Origin of the sequence: Rhodococcus sp. PvR099 (assembly GCF_017833315.1) — a bacterium.
GTDB classification, from domain to species: domain Bacteria; phylum Actinomycetota; class Actinomycetes; order Mycobacteriales; family Mycobacteriaceae; genus Rhodococcus_G; species Rhodococcus_G oryzae.
In genome coordinates this window covers 3,725,444-3,746,329 of sequence record NZ_JAFIBV010000001.1, presented here as the reverse complement: position 1 = coordinate 3,746,329, position 20,886 = coordinate 3,725,444, and the positions used below count along the sequence as shown (strand labels likewise).

Below are 20,886 nucleotides of genomic sequence, written 5' to 3'. Positions count from 1 at the left end.
ACACCCTCGGCCGCGATGCCGCGTCCGGCTCGACCGGGTCTAGATCGACCCACCCGCGGCCGGCGGCGCACCCGAGGTGTCGCCCACGCTGTTCATCTCGCGGGCGACGAAGTCCTCGAGGTGGAAGAGGTTGTCGCCTGCCCGATCGGCGATGGCGAGCAGGGTGGTCATGGAGGCGACCTCCTCGACCTGCTCCTTGAGGAACCACTGCATGAACTGCTCGCCGAGGTAATCGCCCTCCTCGCGGGCGGTGCTCGCGAGCTGGATGATCTGCTCGGTGACCACCTGCTCCTGCTTGAGGGCCAGCGCGATCGGTTCGCGGGTGTTCTCGAAATAGGACTTCGACGCGTCGACGCCACTCAGTTCCACGGTCATGTCCCGATCCAGGAAGTACTGGACGATCATCATCGCGTGGTTGCGTTCCTCGACGGCCTGCGAATAGAAATGCTTGGCCAGCTGGGGGAGATCCGCGTTGTCGAAAAAGACCGCCGTCGCGATGTACTGATGCGAGGCGTTGAACTCGTTGCGAATCTGATCGTGCAGGAGCGCATGGAATTTGGTCCGTTGAGTGTCTGCGGAATCGCTCATGCGGCGAAACAATATCGCTGGTCAGGCTGCATGTCATCCAAGTCGAACCTTATTGAGGGGAGTATTCCCTAATTGAGTGAAACCTAATTGAGCCGAGCCTAAATGGCGCCGCCGGCCGGTTTCGGAGCGCCTGAATCGGCCGCCACCGGCGACTTCATCTCCCGCGCGACGAAATCCTCGATGGCGAACAGGTTCTCGCCAGCCCGATCGACGATGGTGAGGAGGGTGGTCATGGAGGCGACCTCCTCGACCTGCTCCTTGAGGAACCACTGCATGAACTGCTCGCCGAGGTAGTCGCCGGTGTCGCGGGCGGTGCGGGCGAGCTTGGTGATCTGGTCGGTGACCTGCCGCTCCTGCTCGAGCGCCAATTCGACGGGCGCGCGCACCGAGTCGAATTCGGTGACCACGGCGTCGATCCCGGGGATCGTGACCTCCAGGTCGTTGTCGATGAGGTACTGGATCATCATCATCGCGTGGTTGCGTTCTTCGTCGGCCTGCCCGTAGAAGCGCGCCGCCAGCTGCGGGAGGTCGTACCCGTCGAAGAACACCGCGACCGCGATGTACTGCTGCGAGGCGGTGAACTCGTTGCGCACCTGTTCGCTGAGGAGGTCGTGGAACTCGCTGCGCTGCCGGGAGTTGGTCATGGTCGTGAAGATTACCGGCGCTGGCGCCGGAGTTGGTGAGCTCGCTCAGTGCCGGGTGGCCGTCGGGCGCGGGCCGTCAGCCCGTCGTCAACAGCTCGGGGGGAATGGGTCGATCCTCGGCGAGGGCCTCGAAGAACGACGAGGCGCGCTCGCGGTCCCACAACAGAACGTCGCCGACGTCGAGGACCTCGAAGCCGCCCACTGGCACGGTGGTGGTGACCAGGTCGCTGCGCATCGCCCATCCCAGGCCCGCCAGGTTCCACAGGTGGTCGCCCTCGTCGACCTGGATGGTGTCGGCCGTCTTGGTGACGAGCGGCCACAGCCGGAACGGGTTGATCAGGGTGCCGATGCTCGTCGACTGCGCGAGCAGCGCGGACATGAAGGCCCGCTGGTTGTTCATCCGGTCCAGGTCCGCCATCGGGGTGGCTCTGGTGCGCACGAAGCCGAGCGCCTGCGCCCCGTTCAGGTCCTGGCAGCCCGGCTGCAGGTTGATGCCCGCGAGCGGATCGTCGATCGGGTACGGCACACACAGGTTGACGCCGCCGATCGCGTCGACGATGCCGGCGAACCCGCCGAACCCGATCTCCGCGTAGTGGTCCATCCGCAGGCCCGTTGCCTCCTCGACGGTCTGCACCAGCATCTGGGGACCGCCGATCGCGAAGGCCGCGTTGACCTTGTTCTTGCCCTCGCCCGGGATGCTCACGTAGGAGTCGCGGGGGATGGACACCATCGTCGCGGCGCCGCTCTTGGGGATGTGCACCACCATGATGGTGTCGGTTCGGCCGTTTCCGGTGTCGCCACCGGTCGCCAGCGCGGCCTCCTCCTCGGGTGTCATCCCGGCACGGCTGTCCGATCCGACCAGCAGCCAGTTGGTTCCAGGGGTGTCCCCGATCCGGCCGGGGTAGTCGGCGAGCGCATCGACCCGGTTCAGCCCGCGATCCAGGTAGACGACCGAGCCGCCGACGAGGACCAGCAGTGCCGCAAGGACGAGCCCGATTCGGCGGCCCCAGTTCGCCTTCCGGCGGGTCTTCGCAGGCCGGGGTGGCTGCGGGGGAGGCGCCGCCGGACCGGTTCGGCGGGGCGGCTGGACCGGAGGGCCGACGCGGTCGGCCTGCCTGCGGTACGGGTCGGCGTACGGCTCCGGTTTCTGGGGCGGTGCGTATGGCGACCCACCCTGGGGGCGGTGGGCCCTGGTCGGCTCGGTCGCGCCCGGGCGGACACCGTGTTGCGGCGACGGCTCGGGAGCCTGCGACCAGGCACGCGCGCCCTGCGTCGGCTCGGCGCGGCGACCGTCGCGGCGGATCACCTGGGTGCCCTCGGGGCCGGGGGGTATCGGCCTGCCCTGGCCCTGGGGCGGCGGCACCCGCCGCGGGGGCATCGGCTGACCCTGCCGCGGCTGCGGCGGTAGCGGGCGACCCTGCTGCGGGGGCATCGGACGGCCCTGTTGCGGCGGGACCGGACGGCCCTGCTGTGGGGGGACCGGACGGCCCTGCTGGGGCTGCGGTCCGCGCGGCGGCGCGCCGCGGCCCACCCGCGGATCGCGGGGGTCGCGGTACTGGGGATCCTCGCCGTTCACGGCTCGACTCTACTGGTCACGGCAGCCAGGAGACGTGGCCACGCAGGGCGGTGTACCCGACGAAGGCGACCGCGTCGATCAGCCAGTGCGCGACGATCAGCGGCCATAGCCGGTTGGTCCGCTGCCAGTATCGGCCGAGGACGAGGCCCATCGCGATGTTGCCGATGCCGCCGCCGAGGCCCTGATAGAGGTGGTAGCTGCCGCGCAGCAGTGAGGAGGCCAGCAGCGACGAGTTCTCGCTCCAGCCGAGCCTGCGCAGTCGCGAGATCAGGTACGCGACGACCAGCACCTCCTCGGCGCCGGAGTTCGCGAGCGCCCACAGCAGCAGTGCGGGCAGCCGCCACCAGTGCTCCTCGATGGTGCTGGGCAGCACGGTCAGGTTCGCGCCGATGGAATTGGCGATCAGGTAGAGAGCGAGTCCGGGCAGTCCGATCAGCGCGGCCAGCCCGACGCCCGGCAGCAGGTCGGCGCGGGCTCGCGGCCGGCCGAGCCCGATCTTCGCGGGGCCGAGGCCGCTGCGCCAGAGCAGGTACAGGCCCAGCGCGGCCCAGGCGCAGAGCCTGACGATGCCGAGCAGCTGGCGGCCGAGGTCGATCCAGCCGTGCTCGGATCGGGAGGCGTTCAGTGCGACCGTCTGGTCGGCGAGTCCGCCGGGCGCGAGCGCGTCCTCGATGAGCGAGAGGATGCCGGACAGTCCGCTGAGCCCGAAGGTGACCAGCAGCACGATGGTGATCTCGAGCCACAGTGCGCGACGGCCCGCGGCGTCGAGCGGCGGTTCGGTCTGCGGGGGCGGGGTAGGCCGGAGCCAGGCGTCGAACCGGGTCACACCGGTGAGGGTATGCCGCGCGTCAGCGTTGGGCGCGCAGGCCGTTCACGAACGGGCAGCCCACGAGCAGGCGCAGGGCGCGGCTCAGCTCGGACACGTCGTCCACCGGCTGGGCGAAGGCCATCCGCACGTCGCTGTCGCCCTTCTCGCCCTCGACCCGCAGCCGGATGCCGTAGCGGTCGATGCCGAGCGGGCGGACGCGGCCGGTCCGCAGCGCTCGCGGCAATCGGCCGGCGAGCTGGTCGACGAGTTCGCCGTGGTCGGACTCCAGATGTTCGAGCCAGGGGCCCTCGACCTCCCAGAACGGGTCGGGACGGGCGGCGAGCAGCGCGTCCACCGGGACCGGCTCCGCGCCGTGCGAATCCGCCACGACCGCCGAGTCCAGGATCAGGCGCAACAGGGTGGTGGTGTGCCCGACGTCGAGCAATGCGGGGTCCGGGCGCTCGTCGGCGACGGCGGCCGCCAGCGCGCGGGAGGCCTCGGCTGGCACCGGGTGCAGGGCGCCGCGCAGCCAGACCAGCGACCGCACCGGTTCCCGCAGGGAGAGCGGGGTCAGGTCGGTGAGCTCGAGCACCGCAGGCAGCCCGGCTCGCCCCGCCTGCCAGGTCAGTGCGGTGGCCACCGAGTCGGTGCGGACGGTGAGAACGACGTCGCCGCAGGTCCGCAGGTGGTGCACGGAGACCTCGACGGGATCGCTGCCGTCGATGGCCAGCACCGCCTGCTGGGCTCGGGCGCAGGCGCTGCGGACCCGCTCCGCGGTCGACGGACCCTGGGTGGTGGTGGCAGCAGTCATGTGGCGCTCGCTTCGTTCGGTCCGGGTCACGGAGATGCCGATCACAGTAGGTTAGCCATGCCTAAGTTACGGCAGGACCCGATGGCCCGCAAGATCTCCGTCCGCGGCGACTACGGTTGGGGCCGTGTCCACCCTGCTCACCCTTCATCCGCCGACGCCGAACGATCGGCAGCCGCCCTTCACGGGCCTGCTCTCGCAGCGATGCCCGGACGCGCCCGCGGTGTCGCGCAGGCGCCTCGGAGCGATCTTCGGTCCCCCGGTGCTGGCGGCGAGCGCGCTCGGTTCGGGCTCGGGCTCGGACGATTCGGTCGTCGTGTCGCTCGACGTCGCGCCCGACACCCTCGCGTCGGACGGGCCCGCGGTCGCGCGCTTCGACATCGACTGCAGCCTGGAACAGCTCGACGACGCCATCGAGTTGACGCAACCCGGGGAGTCGAACCCGCACCCGCTGTCGGCGCCGCTGGCGGTGTTCGTCGCCCCCGCCGACGACGCGGAGGCCGGCTGGGCGGCCGAGGTCGCCACCCGGATCGCCGATGCGGGGGCGCACCCCGGGCTGCGCGCGGGTGCGAGCCCCGACGAGGTGGCCGACTTCCTGGCGGTCCTCGCGCACTCCCACGCGGGCTTCGTGGCCAGGGCGACCTCCGGGGCGGAGGCGCTGGCGATCCTCGCGGCCACGGTCGCGGCCCTGCGCGGCGACGACGTCCGGGCCGCGTTCGTCGCCCCCGACCCGACCCGGGTTGCCGGGCTGAACCAGGACGCCGCCGAGGCGCTTCGCACGGTGCTGCTGAGCATCGAGGTCGACGACGCCGAGGAGGCGGAGCGTCACCTCGCGGCACACGGGATCACCGCCACCGCTGCGCCCTGAACTCCGGCTCGTATCGCGGCAGGTGAGTAACCTTGTCGTGTGCCTCGTATCGCCTACTTCGGACCGTCCGGAACGTTTACCGAGATGGCCCTCGCCCAGATGGAATCGGGTGGGGCCTTCGACGGTCCGGTGGAGCGAGTGTCCGCACTCAGCCCGCCTGCCGCGCTCGCGCTGGTCCGGGAGGGCCGCGTCGACGGTGCTGTCGTCCCGATCGAGAGCTCGGTCGAGGGGCCGGTGCCGCCGACCCTCGACGCGCTGGCGTCCGACGAGCGGCTGCAGATCGTCGCGGAAACCGAACTGGACGTGAGTTTTACGATCCTCGGGCGCGCCGGGACCACCCTCGACCAGGTGCGCACCATCCGCGCATATCCGGTCGCGGGCGCGCAGGTGCGCATGTGGATCGAGCGCAAGCTCCCGGATGCCGTCATCGAGTCCGCGTCCTCCAACGCGGGCGCAGCGGAGGATGTCGCGGCGGGGATCGCCGATGCCGCGGTGTCCACGGCGCTGGCAGGCGAACGACTCGGGCTCAGCGTTCTCGCCGATTCGGTGGCCGACTTCGACGGCGCGCGAACGCGTTTCGTCCTGGTGACGCGCCCGGCTCAGGTCCCCGCGGCCACCGGCGCGGACCGCACCGCGGTGGTCCTGCAGCTCAACAACGAACCCGGCTCCCTCGTGAGTGCGATGGCGGAGTTCTCCACTCGGGGAATCGATCTCACCAGGATCGAATCCCGTCCGACCCGCATCGAGTTCGGTACCTACAGGTTCTTCCTGGACTGCATCGGGCACCTCGAGGACACCGCGGTGGCCGAGGCGCTCAAGGCCCTGCATCGCAAGCACGACGTCCGCTTCCTCGGTTCGTGGCCCGCCGCCACCCCCGGTGGGGTGCGGCCGCCGTCGGACGAGGAGGCGACAGAGTGGTTGCGCCGGATACGGTCCGGCGAATCGGACGGGAGGTGACGGCATGGGCAAGCTGATCCTGGTGCGCCACGGCCAGACCGAGGCGAATGTCGAACGGCGGCTGGACACCCGGCTGCCGGGGGCCCGGCTCACCGATTTCGGGGAGAGCCAGGCCCAGGCTTTCGGGCTCTCGGTGGCAGGCACGGCGCCGCGCGCCCTGGTGGCCTCGCTTGCATTGCGGGCGAGGCAGACCGCTCAGTTCGTCGAGCGGGAATCGGGCATCGCGACTCAGGTGCGCGAGGGCATCCACGAGGCGCAGGCGGGGGAGTTGGAGGACCGCTCGGACCGCGAGTCGCACGAGCTGTTCATGAAGGTCTATCACTCCTGGCACGCCGGCGACCTCGGCGTGCGGGTACCGGGCGGTGAGTCCGGGCACGACATCCTCGAGCGCTACGTGCCGGTGCTGCGTTCGTTGCGCGAGGAGTTCCTCGAGGAGCCGGCGGACGACGCCGAGCCGGGTTCCGGCGACGTGCTGGTTGTCAGTCACGGCGCCGCGATCCGGCTGGTCGCGGCGCATCTCGCGGGCATCAACGGCGCCTTCTCCGCGAACACGCACCTGGACAACACCCAGACCGTGGAGCTGGTGCCGACCGCGGACGGTGGCTGGCGATGCGTGCGGTGGGGGTTGCTGGTGCCGCCCTTCGAGCCCTTCGCCAGTGCCGGGCCCGACGACCCGATGGGCTGACGCGGTGCCCGAGTCCGATCGCGTGGACAAGCGCACCCTGCGGTACGCAGGCCGGCGGGACGAGCTGCTCGCGTCGGTGACCGAGTACGTGATCGCCAACGGGGTCGGGGAGTTGTCGATGCGCCCGCTGGCCAAGGCGGTCGGGGTGTCGCATGCGTCGCTGCTGCACCACTTCGGCAGCAAGGAGAACCTGCTCGCCGAGGTGATCGAGGGGATGCGGGGGGAGTCGATCCCCGCGGAGTTGCTGGCCGAGTCGGGTGCCGATCCGATTGCCTTGCTCACTGCCTGGTGGGAAGCGCGGACGGCGCCCGAGACGCTGCCGCGATTCCGGGTGATGCTAGAGATCTACGTGCAGGCCCTGCTCGACCCGGCTGGGCACGAGCGATTCCTCGAGCAACTCGTCGGCCAGTGGCTGGTCGCCCTCGAGCACGGCCTACGCGGGGCCGGCTGCCCGGACGAGCAGGTGTCGCAGGTGGCCACCCTGATCCTTGCCCAGATCAGGGGCCTGTCGATGGACCTGCTCGCCACCGGTGACCGTCCGCGGGTGGACCGGGCATTCGCGTTCCTCGTCGACGATCTCGCGGCGCGGGTCCGCGGCTGGAAGATTGCTTGACCGATCGGTAGGTCTAACTTTATGGTCTGTGTGCCCGGCGCTGAATGTGACCGGGCACACTGCCGTGAGGAGAGCGTGATGACCCACCGACTTCGTACCGCCCTGGTGGCCGCGGGCGTGACTCTTGTCGCCGCCACATGGGCCGTGGCGCCGGCCGTGGCCGCGCCTGTCGCCGGCGAAGGCGAGGCCCCGGGCTCCGTCGTGAGCAGCGAGGAGCTGCCGCACGATCGCTGGCTGCCGGGCACCGCGACTGCATCGCTGCTGACGTACTGGTCCCAGGGGCCGCAGGACAAGCCGATGCTCAGCACCGGCGCCGTCTACCTGCCCGAGGGGACGCCGCCCGAGGGCGGTTGGCCGGTGATCTCCTACGCGCACGGCACCACCGGGGTCGCGGACCAGTGCGCGCCCAGCGTCAATCCGCCGTCTGAGCGTGCGGTGACCCATCTCGGCCATTGGCTGGCGCAGGGCTACGCGGTGGTGGCGACCGATTATCTCGGGCTCGGCACCCCCGGCGTGCATCCCTACCTGGACGGGCGCTCGGCCGCGCACAGCGTGATCGACATGGTGCGCGCCGCCCGGGCGGTCACGCCCGAGTTGTCGAAGAAGTGGGTCGCCACGGGGCAGTCGCAGGGTGGTCACGCGACGCTGTTCACCGCGAACATCGCCACCCGCTACGCCCCGGAGCTGGACTACCGTGGCGCGGTGTCCACGAGCGCGCCCTCGAACATCGAGATGCTGCTGCCGCTGGGCGGCCCGGCGTTCCCGAAGCTGCCGCTCAAGGGCACCACCGTGTACATCGCCAACGTCCTCGACGGGCTGCGGGCCGCGCGGCCGGACGTCGACATCGACTCGTACCTCAGCCCCCTCGGTCGCAGCATTCTCGCCGATGTGGAGACCTCGATCTGCTACGGCGACGCGCGGACCAAGTACGCCGACGTCGGGATCGGGCAGCTGCTCTCACGGTCGGTGGACACGCCCGAGTTCATCGACGCGGTCCGCTCGATCCTCACAGTCCCCACCAGCGGCTATGACCGCCCGCTGCTCATCGCACAGGGTCAGCAGGATATGGACGTCCCGATCCCGCTGACGCTGAAGCTGGTCGCCGATCTGACCGCGAACGGGGTGGAGTTCGCGTTCCGCACCTACCCGACCGATCACGGCGGCACGGTGGCCGCCTCGGTGCCGGACAGCACACCGTTCATCGCGAAGCTGTTCGCCGGCGAGAAGCCGTGCATGGGGAGCTCCTGCTAGGCAATCGATCGCCGCAACACATTGCTCAGAACGTAACCGAGCGGGGCGCCACCGAATCACGGTGGCGCCCCGTGTCGTTGGGGTAGGACGCGGCGCCATGTCAACCCGTTTCTGGGTGGTGTCGGGCGGTGCCCTGCCGGTTTCGTCTTTTAGGCGGCGAAGGGGAGTTGGTTGCGCCGGTTGTGTGCCGGCATGGGTTGTCGCCTGGGGTCGATCCATCGTGGTGGGGTGAACCAAGGATGGCCGTCGGTTTTGCTGATGTGCACGGTCCAGTCGCCGCGGTGGATGGTGGTGTGGTGGAAGCGGCAGAGCAGTACCAGGTTTGACAGGTTGGTGGGTCCGCCGTTGGACCAGTGCTGAATGTGGTGGCCTTCGGTCCAGGCGGCGGGTCGTCCGCAGCCGGGGAAGGCGCAGCCGCAGTCCCGAGCATTGAGGGCGCGGCGGAGTTTGCGGGGGATGAGGCGGGTGGTGCGTCCGACGTCGATGGGGTTGCCGTCGGCGTTCATGGTGATGGGGGTGATGTCGGCGTCGCAGGAGATCTGGGCGGCGAGGTCGAGTGAGATGGGCCCCAACCAGGGCATCCAAGCCGGTCCACGTCTACGCCCCCGGTGGCCGCGTTCATGGTGATGGTGTTGGTCGGTGGTGGCGGCGAGGTCGTCGGCGTCGACGAAGACGTTGATGTGGGGTCGTTCGCCGCCTTCGCTGGGTGCCTGCCCGGAGTCCAGATAGCTGCGGACGATGTGGGTGAGGGCATCGGCGCGGCGTTGGGCGGGGGTGCGTTGGTCTTTGCTGGTTTGTCCGTCGCGGTTGTCGGCCCCGGGGCGGGGCTTGGACAGGGCGGAGAGTGCGGTGAGGAGGGCTTCGCCGGAGGCGGCGTCGAGGTGTCCTTTGAGGTGGACGCGGCCGCCGAGTCCGGGTGAGGCGTGGAATTCGTTGAGTTCGGCGTTCTCGGAGTCGGGGTTCTTCTTGTCGCCGTTGAGGATCTGATCGAGTGCCTTGGCTCGGCGGGCGAGGGTGGTGGAGTCTTCGGTGCGGGCTGCGTAGAGGAGGTAGCGGCCGCAGGCCTCGGGTCGGGTGGCGTCGGTTCCGACGATGTCGAACACATTCTCACCGTCATCGACACCGCCGCCGTCCGCATCGGTCTCGGTTGCGACGTTGTCGTCGCTGCGGGCTGGGGCGTCGGGGTCGGGGACCTTGTTCAGGAGTTCGATGATCACCCGGATCTGGTCGTAATCGGTTTCGCCGGCGTCGAACGCGGCGGCGACCTCCGGGTGCTTCGCCAGCTCGCGGCCGAGTTTGACGATCTTGTTCGCCTGGCCGGGGGTCATGGTGGCCGCGCCGGCGAGCCAGTTGCCGGGGGAGGAGGCCCCGACCTGTTCGGCCGCACACCGCTGATCGACCTGATGCATCAGGCGCACCCGCAGCGCCTCGAGCTGTCGCATCCGCAGCGAGAGCTCGGGGATCAGCCTCAGGAGTTCGGCGTCCGCGAGCTGCCACGCGGCCACATCCTGTGGCGCGGTGAGCATCTCGTCGAGATCCATGTTCGAAGCTTACTAGAACATATGTTCGACCACAAGAGTTCGTGTGGGTTCCTCATCAAGCTGCCGGCTGATGCTCCAGCAGTTATCAGAGAGGGATTGGCTCGAATGGTGGGGGTCAGCCCTGCGTTCGGCACGCGAGGCTCGGCCCTACGCCGAGGCGGCCTGACGCATGTGCCCCGCCGGATCGGCGGGGCACATGCGGGGTCCTGGGGCGTGTTGGCCGGTATTCGCCGGGCCTGTCAGCTGACGGCGCCGACCAGAACGTCGATGGCCTGACGGAAGCGCGCATCGCTGCCCGCGCTCAGGGTGGACCAGGCCACCCCGTCTGCCGAGACGCTCGAGGTGCCGACGATCCGTCCCCTGTCGGTGTCGAACACCGTCACGGGACCGCCGATCGGCTCGACCTTGCCGTCGCCGTGCCGGATCGCGACGATCTCGGCGCGCTCCCAGCAGCAGGCCAGCGCGGCGGAGACCGCCACGACATCCTGATCGGCGACCCTGAGCGCGGCGAGCCGTCGCGCGGTGGACCTGGCGTCGGCGCAGTCCGCCAATGCGGCGACCAGCTGCTCGGTCGGCGCGTTGACCACTCCGAGGTCGACCGGCGCCTGCCGTCCGATCGCGTCGAGCATCAGCTCCCCGGCGGGATGCTCCGCGCGCTGCAGTACGTACGAGTCGGGCCCGCGGAGGGCGAGCACCGATCCGGTCGGTCCGTGCGCGAGGCAGAGCCGGGAGATCTCCTCGGCAGGAGCGGAGCCTGCGGAGCGACCATCCGAAGGCAAATACCACCGCAGCGCCACCTCCCAGTACGGACGGGCCAGCACCTGCAGCCATTCGGCGACGTCCGGGTGCACCGCGCCCGCCTCGAGGAGCCCGCGCTCGGCGAGGGTCACCCGGGCGGTGTCGAACGCGGCGTCCCTCGCGGCCACCGAGTCGAACCGCGCTGTCGCGTTCAACACCACCGGCAGCTCGTCGATGCCGAGGACGTTCACCAGCAGGTCCAGTTCGTCGAGGCCGAGCGTGACCGACTCCAACCGGGACGGCGCGGACAGGGTGCCCGAGTCGATCACCGCTCGTACTCCTGGGGATCCGCGCCGAGCACCGCGGGGATGACGACGCGGCCGTCGCTGAAGTGCTCGAAGTTCTTCAGGTAGGCGGGGGTGTGGTGTTCCTCGTCGTCCTGGCCACCGCCTGCCGCGCCGCCCATCATCGGGGCGCCGAGCTGGCCCCCGCGCGGACCGGCGGCCATGGCCGCCTCCGCACGTGCGGTTCCGGAGGCGACTCCCTCCGAGCCGCCCGGTACACCCGTGACCCCGGCGCCGAGTCCGCCACCGGCGCCGCGGCCCCAACCCTCGGGCAGCGTGGCGCGCCCGGCGCCACCGCCGCCGAAGCCGCCCGCGCCGCCGCGGCCAATGCCACCGGCCGAGGCCATGGTCCGGGTGGCGCCCGAACCCGAGCCCGAACGGCCGCCCGCACCGGCACCCGCCGTCGGGCTCGCGGCGAAGCCGCCGAACGACTGGCCGGAGCCACCGCCGGTGATCGCGGACACCGCGGCGGGAGCGAGCGAGGTCGCGGTCGAGGTGACGGTGCTGAATCCGGCGCCTGCGATCGAGCCGGCCTGCGAGGCGGCGCTGACCACGGCCGGGTTCTGCGCCTGCGCCATCACCGCGGCCATCGCTGCGCCCGCGGGGTTGGTCCGCCAGTCGACGTCATCCTTGTTCGTGGGCACCGCCTCCTGCGTGCCCGCGCCCGTGGCCTGCGCCCCGGTCGCCAGCGGGGGAGGCGGGGTGAAGCTCTGCGGCACCGAGACCGCGGTCGACGCGGCCTCGTAGCTCTCCATGACCAGCGCCGCACGCAGGTCCATCGCCCGGTCGGCGGCCTCAGCGGCGGCGCCTGCGCCGGCCAGCGAGCCCCCGACGGTGTGCGCCACCACCTTCGCGGTCTTGACGGCCGCGATCTCGGGCAGGCTCGGCATGGTGATCCGGGCCACCGAGTGGGTGCTGGCCGCGGCGCCGGCCTTGGCCGCCGTCGTCGTCGCCATCGCCGTGGACTCCTCGGTCCAGGCGGTGAACGGGATGAGCTTGGCGAGGGCGGCATCGGAGGCGAGGCCCTCCCAGCCCACCCGCAGCTCTTCCATCACCTTGGTCATGGTCGCGGACGCGTCCATCAGACCGGCCGCGATGTTCGTCCAGGCGACGCCCGCCGCGGACAGCTGCACCGGCCCGACTCCCGCGTTGAGGGCGGTCGAGTTCCAGGTGGCCCCACGAGGCATCCAGACGACGCCGGTGAATCCCATGGTCATATCGGTGTCTCCTCAGATCCGGTGTCGGGCGCTCACATGCCCGCGGCGAGCGAGGCGCCGAGGGAATGGTCCTGGTTCTCGTACTCGGCGGCGTGCTTGCGGAGGGTTTCGGCGGCGACCCGCAGTTCGGCGACGCCGGTGGTGGCGGACGGCAGGAAGCTGTCGGCGACCGAGTTGAACGAGTTGGCGACCATGACCGAGACCTCTTCGGTGCCGGCGGGCGCCAGGTGCAGCGCAGGCGCGTTGACCCGGACCGTGGCCTCCAGGCGCGCCGCGAGGGCATCGAGCTGCGTCGCGGCGGAGATCAGGGCTTCGGGAGCGACATACACATGGCCTGACATGGTCGCGGCCTCCTTGAGGGCTCGGCGGAGCGGGGCCTGCGGGGCGATCCGCAGACACCGAGATTGGCTGTCAAGAGGTTGGACGCGGCGCGCGCCCGACCGGTTCCCACCAATTTCGCCGACCGCGCCCGCTACCCCCAGCCGAGCTGGTGCAGGCGCTCTTCCTCGATGCCGAAATAGTGTGCGACCTCGTGGATCACCGTGATCGCGACCTCCTCGATCACCTGTTCCTCGGAATCGCAGACGTCGAGGAGGGCCTCGCGGTAGATGGTGATGGTGTCCGGCAGCGAACCGCCGTAGTGGCTGTCGCGTTCGGTCAGCGCGATGCCGTGATAGAGCCCGAGCAGTCCGGGCTCCTCCGGATCGCGGTCCTCCACCAGCACCACGACGTTGTCGATCGCGCGGGCGAGTTCGGCCGGGATGAGGTCCAGCGCCTCGGAGACCAGCTCCTCGAAGCGGGCCTCGGTCATCTGTACGGTCACGTCAATTGCCCGCGCCCGGCAGCGGAACGGGCAGCGAACGACCCTCGGGAACCGGCGGCGGCGGAATCGGCGGGGCACCGTTGATCAGGATGTCGCCCTTGGTCGAGTTGACGATCGAGGCGAACCCACCGGTGTCGAGCTCCTTGCCGACCGAGCAGGTGACCTTACGGCTGCCCGCCAGCCAGCTGGTCAGGTCGATGTTGTCCCAGAACAGGGTGAGGGTCTTGTTCCGCAGCGCGTCCGGCGAGCCGAGGAACTCGTTCGACGCCTGCGTGCACGTCTCCTCCAGGTACTTGTCCTGGTCCGGGATGTCCGGGAAGCCGCCGGTGAACTTGGCGCCGAGGTCGACCAGCGAGATCACCTCGAAGGCGTGCGGGTCCGTGCAGGGGACCGGGTCCGTGGGGACGTTCTGGTTGATGCCGATGCAGGTGCCCGCGTCCCAGGTCTTCGACTGGTCCTGCCCGGCCACCGTCCCGTAGATCGGTTGCGGGTTGCCCGTCGTGCCCGAGTACTGCAGACCGCAGCGCAGCGTGCGTTCCCCGGCCGCCCAGCCGGCGACCCCCGGGTTGATCAGGCCGACGCTGAACTTGCCGTTCGGATCGAACTTGGCGCCGAGGTACTCGTTCACGGCGGGGGCGCAGTGCTCGTCGCGGAGCTGGGAGAACCGGAGCACACCCGGGAACTTCGAGCCGGGGCCGAACTCGGTACCTGGGAAGTTGCTCAGGTCCACCTCGGAAGCGACCTCGAACAGGTGCTCCGACGAGCAGTCCACCTTCTCCAGGTCGCTGGCGTCGTCTTCGGTCCAGGTCAGGCAGTCGCCCGCGTGGGCGGTGCCGAACGCGCTGCCCGACACCGCGCCGGTCGACATCGGGCCGCCGGTGTTGGCGTGCGTGCTGAGGTCGTTCTCGCTCTTGAAGCCACCGGAGAAGACCGCGGTCGCGATGGCGGCGATGACCGCGCCGAGCGCGATCGCGACGAGGGCCCGCCGGGTCATGGTCGCGGACAGATGGTGTCCGGGCTTGTCGGCCGACGGGGTGCCCGGGTCGCGCGTCGCCTCGGCGTCGAGGCGCGCGTCGTCGCCCCGCCCGGAGGCGTCGCGTTCGTTGGCGTGTTCGTCCGACATCTCGTCCATCATGCCCGTTGGTCCCGTCGATGCCGAACCTTCCCCTGCACGCGTTGAGGGCCGTGCCCACGTACCAAGTAAGGTTTGTGGTCGTGATTGACCTCAAGTTCCTGCGCGAGAATCCCGACGTCGTCCGCGAGTCACAGCGCACAAGGGGCGAGGACCCGGCCCTGGTCGACGCGCTGCTGGCGGCCGACGAGGCCCGCCGCGCCGCGGTGCTGGCCGGCGACAACCTCCGGGCGGAGCAGAAGGCGCTCGGCAAGAAGGTCGGCCAGGCCTCCGCGGAGGAGCGGCCCGCGCTGCTCGCCGGGTCGAAGGAACTGGCTCAGAAGGTCAAGGACGCCGAGGCCGCGCAGCACGAGGCGGACGCCGCGCTCGATGCCGCGGCCCGTGCCATCTCGAACATCGTGCAGGAGGGTGCACCGGCGGGCGGCGAGGACGACTTCATCACCCTCGACACCGTCGGCGAGATCCCGTCCTTCGACTTCGAGCCGAAGGATCACCTCGAGCTCAGTGAGTCGCTCGGCCTGATCGACATGGAGCGCGGCGCCAAGGTGTCCGGTGCGCGCTTTTACTTCATGACCGGCTACGGCGCGATGCTGCAGCTCGGTCTGCTCCAGCTGGCAGCGCAGAAGGCGACCGCGAACGGCTTCACCCTGATGATCCCGCCGGTGCTGGTGCGGCCGGAGATCATGCAGGGCACCGGGTTCCTCGGCCAGCACTCCGAGGAGGTGTACCACCTGGAGCAGGACGACCTGTACCTCGTCGGAACCTCCGAGGTCCCGCTCGCCGGGTACCACTCCAGCGAGATCATCGACCTGAGCGAGGGGCCGAAGCGGTACGCGGGCTGGTCGTCCTGCTTCCGTCGTGAGGCGGGCAGCCACGGCAAGGACACCCGCGGCATCATCCGCGTGCACCAGTTCGACAAGGTGGAGATGTTCACCTACTGCAAGCCGGAGGATGCCGACGCCGAGCATCAGCGGCTGCTCGGCTGGGAGCGCGAGATGCTCGCTGCCATCGAGGTGCCGTACCGGGTGATCGACGTCGCGGGTGGCGACCTCGGTTCGTCCGCGGCGCGCAAGTTCGACTGCGAGGCATGGGTTCCGACCCAGAAGGCCTACCGCGAGCTGTCGTCGACCTCGAACTGCACGACCTTCCAGGCCCGCAGGCTCGGCACCCGCTACCGGGACGAGAACGGCAAGCCGCAGACCGCGGCGACCCTCAACGGCACGCTCGCGACCACCCGCTGGATCGTGGCGATCCTGGAGAACCACCAGCAGGCCGACGGCAGTGTCACCGTGCCCGTCGCGCTGCAGCCTTTCGTGGGCACGGACGTCCTGCGTCCCTGACCCCACCAGGTCGCAACGACATCGGCGGGCCGACACCTCACAGAGGTACCGGCCCGCCGATGTCGTTGTGCAGGTGACTAGTCGATCCGGAAGATCGTCCGGTGCCAATCCTTCCGCGGTTCGCGGGAGAGGTCGAACATGACGTGCTTGATCGAGGTGTACTCCTCGAACGAGTAGGAGGACATGTCCTTCCCGAATCCGGACTGCTTGACCCCGCCGTGCGGCATCTCGCTGATGATGGGGATGTGGTCGTTGACCCAGACACAGCCGGCCACGATCTCCCGGGTGGCACGGAGGCCGCGGTGCAGGTCGTTGGTCCAGGCCGACGCGGCCAGCCCGTAGGGGGTGTCGTTGGCCAGCGCGATGGCTTCGTCGTCATCGCGGAACGGTGTCACCGTCAGCACGGGGCCGAACACCTCGTCGCGATAGATCTCGCTGTCGGTGCCCGCGCCGACGACGAGCGTCGGGTGGTAGTAGGCGCCCGCAGCCAAACTCCCCTCGCCTGCGCGGCCACCGGTGACGATCGTCGCGTAGCCGCGCGCACGCTCGACCATCGCGGCGACCTTGTCGCGATGTGCGAACGAGCTCAGCGGCCCCATGTCCGTCGCCTCATCCGAGGTCGGTCCGAGGGTCACCGACTCGTACAACTCGGCGACACCCGCGACGAATCGGTCGATGATCGACTCGTGCACGATCGCTCGGGTCGCCGCCGTGCAGTCCTGTCCACCGTTGATCAGGCTGCCCGCCACCGCGCCGTGGACGGCAGCCTCGAGATCGGCGTCGTCGAAGACCACGAAGGGAGCCTTGCCGCCCAGTTCGAGATGGACACGCTTGGCGTTCGAGGTGGCGGCCTCCATGACTGACCGACCCACCGCCGTCGAGCCGGTGAACGAGATCATGTCGACATCGGTGTGCCGTGCCAGCGCCGCGCCCGCCTCCCGACCATCGCCGACGACGATATTGACCACGCCGTCGGGAACGCCAGCAGTGGTGAGGGCCTCGGCGAGGACCAGCGCGGTCAGGGGCGTGATCTCGGCAGGCTTGAGGACAACGGTATTGCCCGCGGCGATCGCCGGGAAGATCTTCCAGACCGCCATCTGCAGCGGGTAGTTCCACGGCGCGATCGATCCGACGACACCGAGCGGCTCGCGTCGGATGCTCGAGGTGTGGGTGGGGGAGTACTCGCCGGTGGCCTTCCCCTCGAGTATGCGTGCCGCCCCGGCGAAGAACTCGACGTTGTCGATCGATCCGGGGACGTCGAACTCACGGGCGAGACGAATCGGTTTGCCGCACTGCCGGCTCTCCAGTTCTGCGAGTTCGTCCTGCCGCTCGCGAAGGACCTCGGCCGTCCGGAGCAGGAGAGCGGACCGTTCCGCGGGCGTCGTGCGGGACCATGCCCCGAACGCGCGACGTGCCGCTGCGACGGCCAGGTCGACGTCCTCTGCACTGGCGAGCATGACAGTGGCGATCTCCTCGCCGGTCGAGGGGTCGATCACGCGCTGGGTGCGACCGGAGGTGCCGTCGCGGCGAGTGCCGTCGATGTACTGATGCATCCTGATCAACTTTCGTCGTGGTGGGTCCTGGCGGACGGTGACCTCGATCCTCGGAATCTGCGGCGTCACATCGAGGTTCAGGTGATATAGACCTTGCGGAGGGTGTCGCGGACGGTCCACACGGTGCGTTGTCCGGCCAGCAGCCGGACCAGCGCCCCGGGGTAGAGATCGATCGAGGGAGAGCCGTCGTCGAAGGTGACGGTGGCATCACCGGCGAGAACGACGAAGACCTCGTCGGCCTCCACGTCGCGTGAGGTCCCCGGGGTGTGCTCCCACACCCCGATCGTGAGGTCCGAGAGGGTGGTCAGCTTCCGGTGCGCGGTGGTCGGCGTCCCGTCGATGACGAGTTCACTCGCCAGCGCCGTGTGATCGAGTGTCAGCGAACCGGGGTTGAAGCTCTGCTCCAGCGCCCAGGCGCCGAGATCTGTGGGTGTCATGGTGGGCCCCTTGTGGGTCGAGCGTGGGATGGGCGAGTTGCTTCAGGAGTCGAATCCCAGCCCGATCGTGTCGAGGAGTCGCAGCCACAGATTGCGTTTGCCGCACTCGTCCTCGCGGGCCATGGACCATCGTGTCGCCTGCACGCCGAGGTAGCGCACCGGTTCCGGGGGGAAGGGGATCGCCTGTCGCCGAGTCATCGCCAGTTCGGTTCGCGGTGTCTTCTCGCCGGACAGTCGGTCGAGCATGACCTGGGCGCCGAATCGGGTGGCGGTGACGCCGAGGCCGGTGTACCCGATCGCGTAGGCGACGCGCCCGCCGTAGGCGCTCCCTGAGGTGAGGCAGAAGCGCGTCGACGAGTCGATGACCCCGCCCCAGGCATGGCTGAACCGGACATGCGACAGCTGGGGGTAGGTGGCGCTGAAGTTCTCGGCGAGCCGTGCGTAGGTCTGCGGCCGATCGAGCAGCTCCGCGTCCCGGCGCGATCCGTAGTGGTAGATCGCGTCGTAGCCACCCCACAGGATGCGGTTGTCCGCGGTCTTACGGTAGTAGTGGAATTGGTTGCTGGCGTCGGTGAGCCCGACATCCTGCGTCCAGCCGATCGCCTCGAAGTCGTTGTCCGACAACGGCTCGGTGACGAGGGCGTAGTCGTAGACCGGGATCGCGGTGGTGGACAGGCGTCGCAGCAATGGCTTGAACGCGTTGGTTCCCAATGCGACCTTTGCCGCGTCGATCCGACCCATGGGGGTGGTGGCCGCGACGCCACCGCTGGATCCACGGCCGAGCGAGGAGACCGGCGTGTTCTCGTAGATCTCCACGCCGAGCTCGAGGCACGCTCGGCGCAGGCCGAGTACCAGCTTGTAGGGGTCGACGAGGGAGTAGTCGGGCAGGTAGAGGCCGCCGAGATAGGCGGGCGAGGTCGTCCACTCGCCGACCTCCGACGTCGGGATGAACCGCGACTGTTCGCCGTACTTCCCGCTCATCTCGGAGTACTTGCGGAGACCTTCGAGTTCCCACGGGGTGCGGGCGAAGCTGACCTTGCCGGGGCGGCTGTAGTCCGCGTCGATCCCGTACCGCTCGAGGGTGTCCTCGATCCCGGCCAGGTTCTCCAGGCCCATCTGGTGCAGGGTCGCCGCCTCGGAAGGCCAGCGCTGCACGCCGTTTCCGAGCCCATGGGTGATGCTCGGAGAGCAGAACCCACCGTTCCGCCCGCTGGCTGCGTGGCCGACCGTGCTGCTCTCGACCAGCACCACACGCTGATCGGGGTTTGCCTCCTTGGCCAGGACTGCTGTCCACAGGCCGGTGTATCCGCCGCCCACCACCAGCAGATCGGTCGAGATGGTTGCATCGAGCGCCGGGAGGGGTGCCGGAGCGGACGTCACGTCGAACCAGTACGGCGACTGGCTCACCCCACTCAACGTCGACGGGCTGGTGGTGGGCATGCGGAGGCCTTTCTTCTTACGTGTGTGTTCCGTGTTGTGGGTCAGCGGCCCAGGTGGATGACGCCGGTGCGGAGGTCGGACATGTCGAGGAGGGTGTGTTTGCCGCCGATGCGGCCCCAGCCGGTGCCTTTGCCGCCGGCTCCGCCGAAGGGCATGTTGATGTCCCAGAATCCGGTGCTGTCGTTGACGATGACTTGGCCGGCTTCGATTTCTTCGATGAATCGGTAGGCCTTGGTGAGGTTTTCGGTGAAGACGGCGGCTTGGAGGCCGAGTGCGTCGGCGTTGGCGAGGCGGAGGAGTTCGTCGTCGTCGTTGGCGGTGATGACGGGGACGACGGGGCCGAAGGATTCTTCGGTGCTCAGGAGGCTGTCGGGGGTGACGCCGTCGACGATGGTGAAGTTGTAGTAGAGGTCGGTGGGGTGGCCGGTGTGGCGGGTGCCGCCGTGGAGGATGTCGAAGCCGCGGGTGCGGGCGTCGGCCATGTGGCGGTCCATTTTGGCGGCGACGCCTTCGTTGTTGACCGGTCCGAGGTTGACGGTGGGGTCGAAGGGGTTGCCGAGGTTGATGGTGTCGGCGTAGGCGACGAGGGCGGCGACGAATTGGTCGTGGACGTCGGCGTGGACGAGGGCGCGTTCGGTGGCGCAGCAGACCTGGCCTGCGCAGTAGTAGGCGGCGTCGGCGGCGGCTTTGGCGGCGGCTTCGATGTTGGCGTCGGCGAGGACGATGAGCGGTCCGTTGCCGGAGCATTCCATGATCGAGCGCTTGAGGCCTGCGGTGGCCTGGATTTTGGCGCCGGTTTGGGAGGAGCCGATGAAGCCGATGGCGTCGATGCCGGGGTGGGCGACGAGGTCGGAGCCGGTGGTGCCTTCGCCGGGCAGGATGTTGATCAGGCCGGTGGGTAGGCCTGCTGCTTCGAAGGCTTCCATGGCGGCGAGCACGGTCAGTGAGGTGTGGGTGGGGGGCTTGACGACGTGGGCGTTGCCGGTGGCCAGGCCGGGTGCGACGAATTCGGTGAGCATGAGCAGGGGGAAGTTCCAGGGCGTGATGATGGCCCAGACGCCGACGGGGCGGTAGAAGGTGAACATCCGCTTGGCCTGGTCGTTGGACGGCAGGGTTTCGCCGTGGAGGCGGACGGCGTCTTCGGCGTGCAGGTGGAACAGTTGGGCGGCTTCGGTGACGTCGGCGATCGATTCGGCGAGCGGCTTGCCCTGTTCGAGGGTTTGCAGGCGGGCGAGGGTGTCGATGCGCTTTTCGAGCTCGTCGCCGATGCGGTGGCAGATTTCGGCGCGCTGCCAGACGCCGACCTTGGCCCATTCGCGCTGGGCGCGGTGTGCGGCGTCGATGGCCTTGTCGATGTCGGCGGTCGAGGGGGTGGGCAGGGTCGCGATGTGCTGGCCGGTGACGGGGCTGATCACGTCGACGGCCGTCCCTGAGCTGCCGTCGGTGAACTGACCGTCGATGTAGAGCTGCTGCCGTGGGGCGGTCGGGATCGATGTGGTCATGGGTACAACCTTTTGATGTGA

General features: G+C 69.5%; 21 protein-coding genes. 6 read left to right on the top strand and 15 right to left on the bottom strand.

Annotation, left to right across the window (positions count from 1 at the left end):
• Positions 1 to 39: 39 nt before the first annotated feature.
• From JOE46_RS17195 to JOE46_RS17175, 5 genes are all read right to left on the bottom strand, one after another.
• Positions 40 to 588 (bottom strand): ferritin, encoded by a 549-nt coding sequence (locus JOE46_RS17195; RefSeq protein ID WP_097214366.1) that lies wholly within the window; start codon positions 586 to 588, stop codon positions 40 to 42.
• A 98-nt stretch (positions 589 to 686) separates the two neighbouring features.
• Positions 687 to 1,244, bottom strand: coding sequence for a ferritin (locus JOE46_RS17190; RefSeq protein ID WP_306455759.1), 558 nt, complete (start codon positions 1,242 to 1,244; stop codon positions 687 to 689).
• 64 nt (positions 1,245 to 1,308) lie between these two features.
• Complete coding sequence (locus JOE46_RS17185) at positions 1,309 to 2,538, bottom strand: LCP family protein (RefSeq protein ID WP_307861351.1); 1,230 nt, start codon at positions 2,536 to 2,538, stop codon at positions 1,309 to 1,311.
• A gap of 286 nt (positions 2,539 to 2,824) precedes the next feature.
• The gene (locus tag JOE46_RS17180) at positions 2,825 to 3,634 is read right to left on the bottom strand and encodes a CPBP family intramembrane glutamic endopeptidase (protein WP_209927939.1); all 810 of its coding nucleotides are present in this window, start codon (positions 3,632 to 3,634) and stop codon (positions 2,825 to 2,827) included.
• A gap of 22 nt (positions 3,635 to 3,656) precedes the next feature.
• Positions 3,657 to 4,427 carry a DUF2470 domain-containing protein gene (locus JOE46_RS17175; RefSeq protein WP_209927938.1) on the bottom strand — a complete coding sequence of 257 codons (771 nt, stop codon included), beginning with the start codon at positions 4,425 to 4,427 and terminating at the stop codon, positions 3,657 to 3,659.
• Positions 4,428 to 4,551: 124 nt separating this feature from the next.
• Between JOE46_RS17175 and JOE46_RS17170 the strand changes: the two genes are divergently transcribed.
• From JOE46_RS17170 to JOE46_RS17150, 5 genes are all read left to right on the top strand, one after another.
• A complete protein-coding gene (locus JOE46_RS17170) occupies positions 4,552 to 5,292 on the top strand; it encodes a hypothetical protein (RefSeq protein ID WP_269590459.1) in 741 nt (246 codons plus the stop codon).
• Between the two features lie 39 nt (positions 5,293 to 5,331).
• Positions 5,332 to 6,249, top strand: a complete 918-nt coding sequence (gene pheA, locus JOE46_RS17165; protein ID WP_097214362.1) for a prephenate dehydratase — start codon at positions 5,332 to 5,334, stop codon at positions 6,247 to 6,249.
• 4 nt (positions 6,250 to 6,253) lie between these two features.
• On the top strand, positions 6,254 to 6,934 hold the full coding sequence (locus JOE46_RS17160; protein WP_209927936.1) for a histidine phosphatase family protein: 681 nt from the start codon (positions 6,254 to 6,256) through the stop codon (positions 6,932 to 6,934).
• 4 nt (positions 6,935 to 6,938) lie between these two features.
• Entirely contained in the window at positions 6,939 to 7,547 is a 609-nt protein-coding gene (locus JOE46_RS17155; RefSeq protein WP_097214398.1) for a TetR/AcrR family transcriptional regulator, read from the top strand.
• Positions 7,548 to 7,625: 78 nt separating this feature from the next.
• Entirely contained in the window at positions 7,626 to 8,798 is a 1,173-nt protein-coding gene (locus JOE46_RS17150) for a lipase family protein (protein WP_209927935.1), read from the top strand.
• Positions 8,799 to 8,947: 149 nt separating this feature from the next.
• Here the strand turns inward: JOE46_RS17150 and JOE46_RS17145 are convergent, their stop codons facing one another.
• The 6 genes from JOE46_RS17145 to JOE46_RS17120 all read right to left on the bottom strand — a co-directional run bounded on the left by JOE46_RS17145 (position 8,948) and on the right by JOE46_RS17120 (position 14,455).
• Complete coding sequence (locus tag JOE46_RS17145) at positions 8,948 to 10,339, bottom strand: HNH endonuclease signature motif containing protein (protein ID WP_209927934.1); 1,392 nt, start codon at positions 10,337 to 10,339, stop codon at positions 8,948 to 8,950.
• A gap of 239 nt (positions 10,340 to 10,578) precedes the next feature.
• Positions 10,579 to 11,406 (bottom strand): ESX secretion-associated protein EspG, encoded by an 828-nt coding sequence (locus tag JOE46_RS17140; RefSeq protein ID WP_209927932.1) that lies wholly within the window; start codon positions 11,404 to 11,406, stop codon positions 10,579 to 10,581.
• Positions 11,403 to 12,638, bottom strand: coding sequence for a PPE domain-containing protein (locus JOE46_RS17135; protein ID WP_209927931.1), 1,236 nt, complete (start codon positions 12,636 to 12,638; stop codon positions 11,403 to 11,405). The genes JOE46_RS17140 and JOE46_RS17135 overlap by 4 nt, the downstream gene beginning before the upstream one ends.
• 32 nt (positions 12,639 to 12,670) lie before the next feature.
• Positions 12,671 to 12,979 carry a PE family protein gene (locus JOE46_RS17130; RefSeq protein WP_097214415.1) on the bottom strand — a complete coding sequence of 103 codons (309 nt, stop codon included), beginning with the start codon at positions 12,977 to 12,979 and terminating at the stop codon, positions 12,671 to 12,673.
• A 131-nt stretch (positions 12,980 to 13,110) separates the two neighbouring features.
• Entirely contained in the window at positions 13,111 to 13,461 is a 351-nt protein-coding gene (locus tag JOE46_RS17125) for a metallopeptidase family protein (RefSeq protein ID WP_077043246.1), read from the bottom strand.
• A 1-nt stretch (position 13,462) separates the two neighbouring features.
• A complete protein-coding gene (locus tag JOE46_RS17120; RefSeq protein ID WP_245221969.1) occupies positions 13,463 to 14,455 on the bottom strand; it encodes a septum formation family protein in 993 nt (330 codons plus the stop codon).
• A 221-nt stretch (positions 14,456 to 14,676) separates the two neighbouring features.
• On the opposite strand from JOE46_RS17120, the gene serS reads away from it, so the two are divergent.
• Positions 14,677 to 15,933, top strand: coding sequence for a serine--tRNA ligase (serS, locus tag JOE46_RS17115; protein WP_097214419.1), 1,257 nt, complete (start codon positions 14,677 to 14,679; stop codon positions 15,931 to 15,933).
• Positions 15,934 to 16,010: 77 nt separating this feature from the next.
• Here serS and JOE46_RS17110 read toward each other — a convergent pair whose 3' ends face one another.
• From JOE46_RS17110 to JOE46_RS17095, 4 genes are all read right to left on the bottom strand, one after another.
• Positions 16,011 to 17,486 carry a gamma-aminobutyraldehyde dehydrogenase gene (locus JOE46_RS17110; RefSeq protein ID WP_097214420.1) on the bottom strand — a complete coding sequence of 492 codons (1,476 nt, stop codon included), beginning with the start codon at positions 17,484 to 17,486 and terminating at the stop codon, positions 16,011 to 16,013.
• A 77-nt stretch (positions 17,487 to 17,563) separates the two neighbouring features.
• Positions 17,564 to 17,923 (bottom strand): cupin domain-containing protein, encoded by a 360-nt coding sequence (locus JOE46_RS17105; RefSeq protein ID WP_097214416.1) that lies wholly within the window; start codon positions 17,921 to 17,923, stop codon positions 17,564 to 17,566.
• 42 nt (positions 17,924 to 17,965) lie between these two features.
• Entirely contained in the window at positions 17,966 to 19,363 is a 1,398-nt protein-coding gene (locus tag JOE46_RS17100) for an FAD-binding oxidoreductase (protein WP_097214417.1), read from the bottom strand.
• Positions 19,364 to 19,404: 41 nt separating this feature from the next.
• A complete protein-coding gene (locus JOE46_RS17095) occupies positions 19,405 to 20,865 on the bottom strand; it encodes an aldehyde dehydrogenase (protein WP_245221082.1) in 1,461 nt (486 codons plus the stop codon).
• Positions 20,866 to 20,886 lie beyond the last annotated feature (21 nt).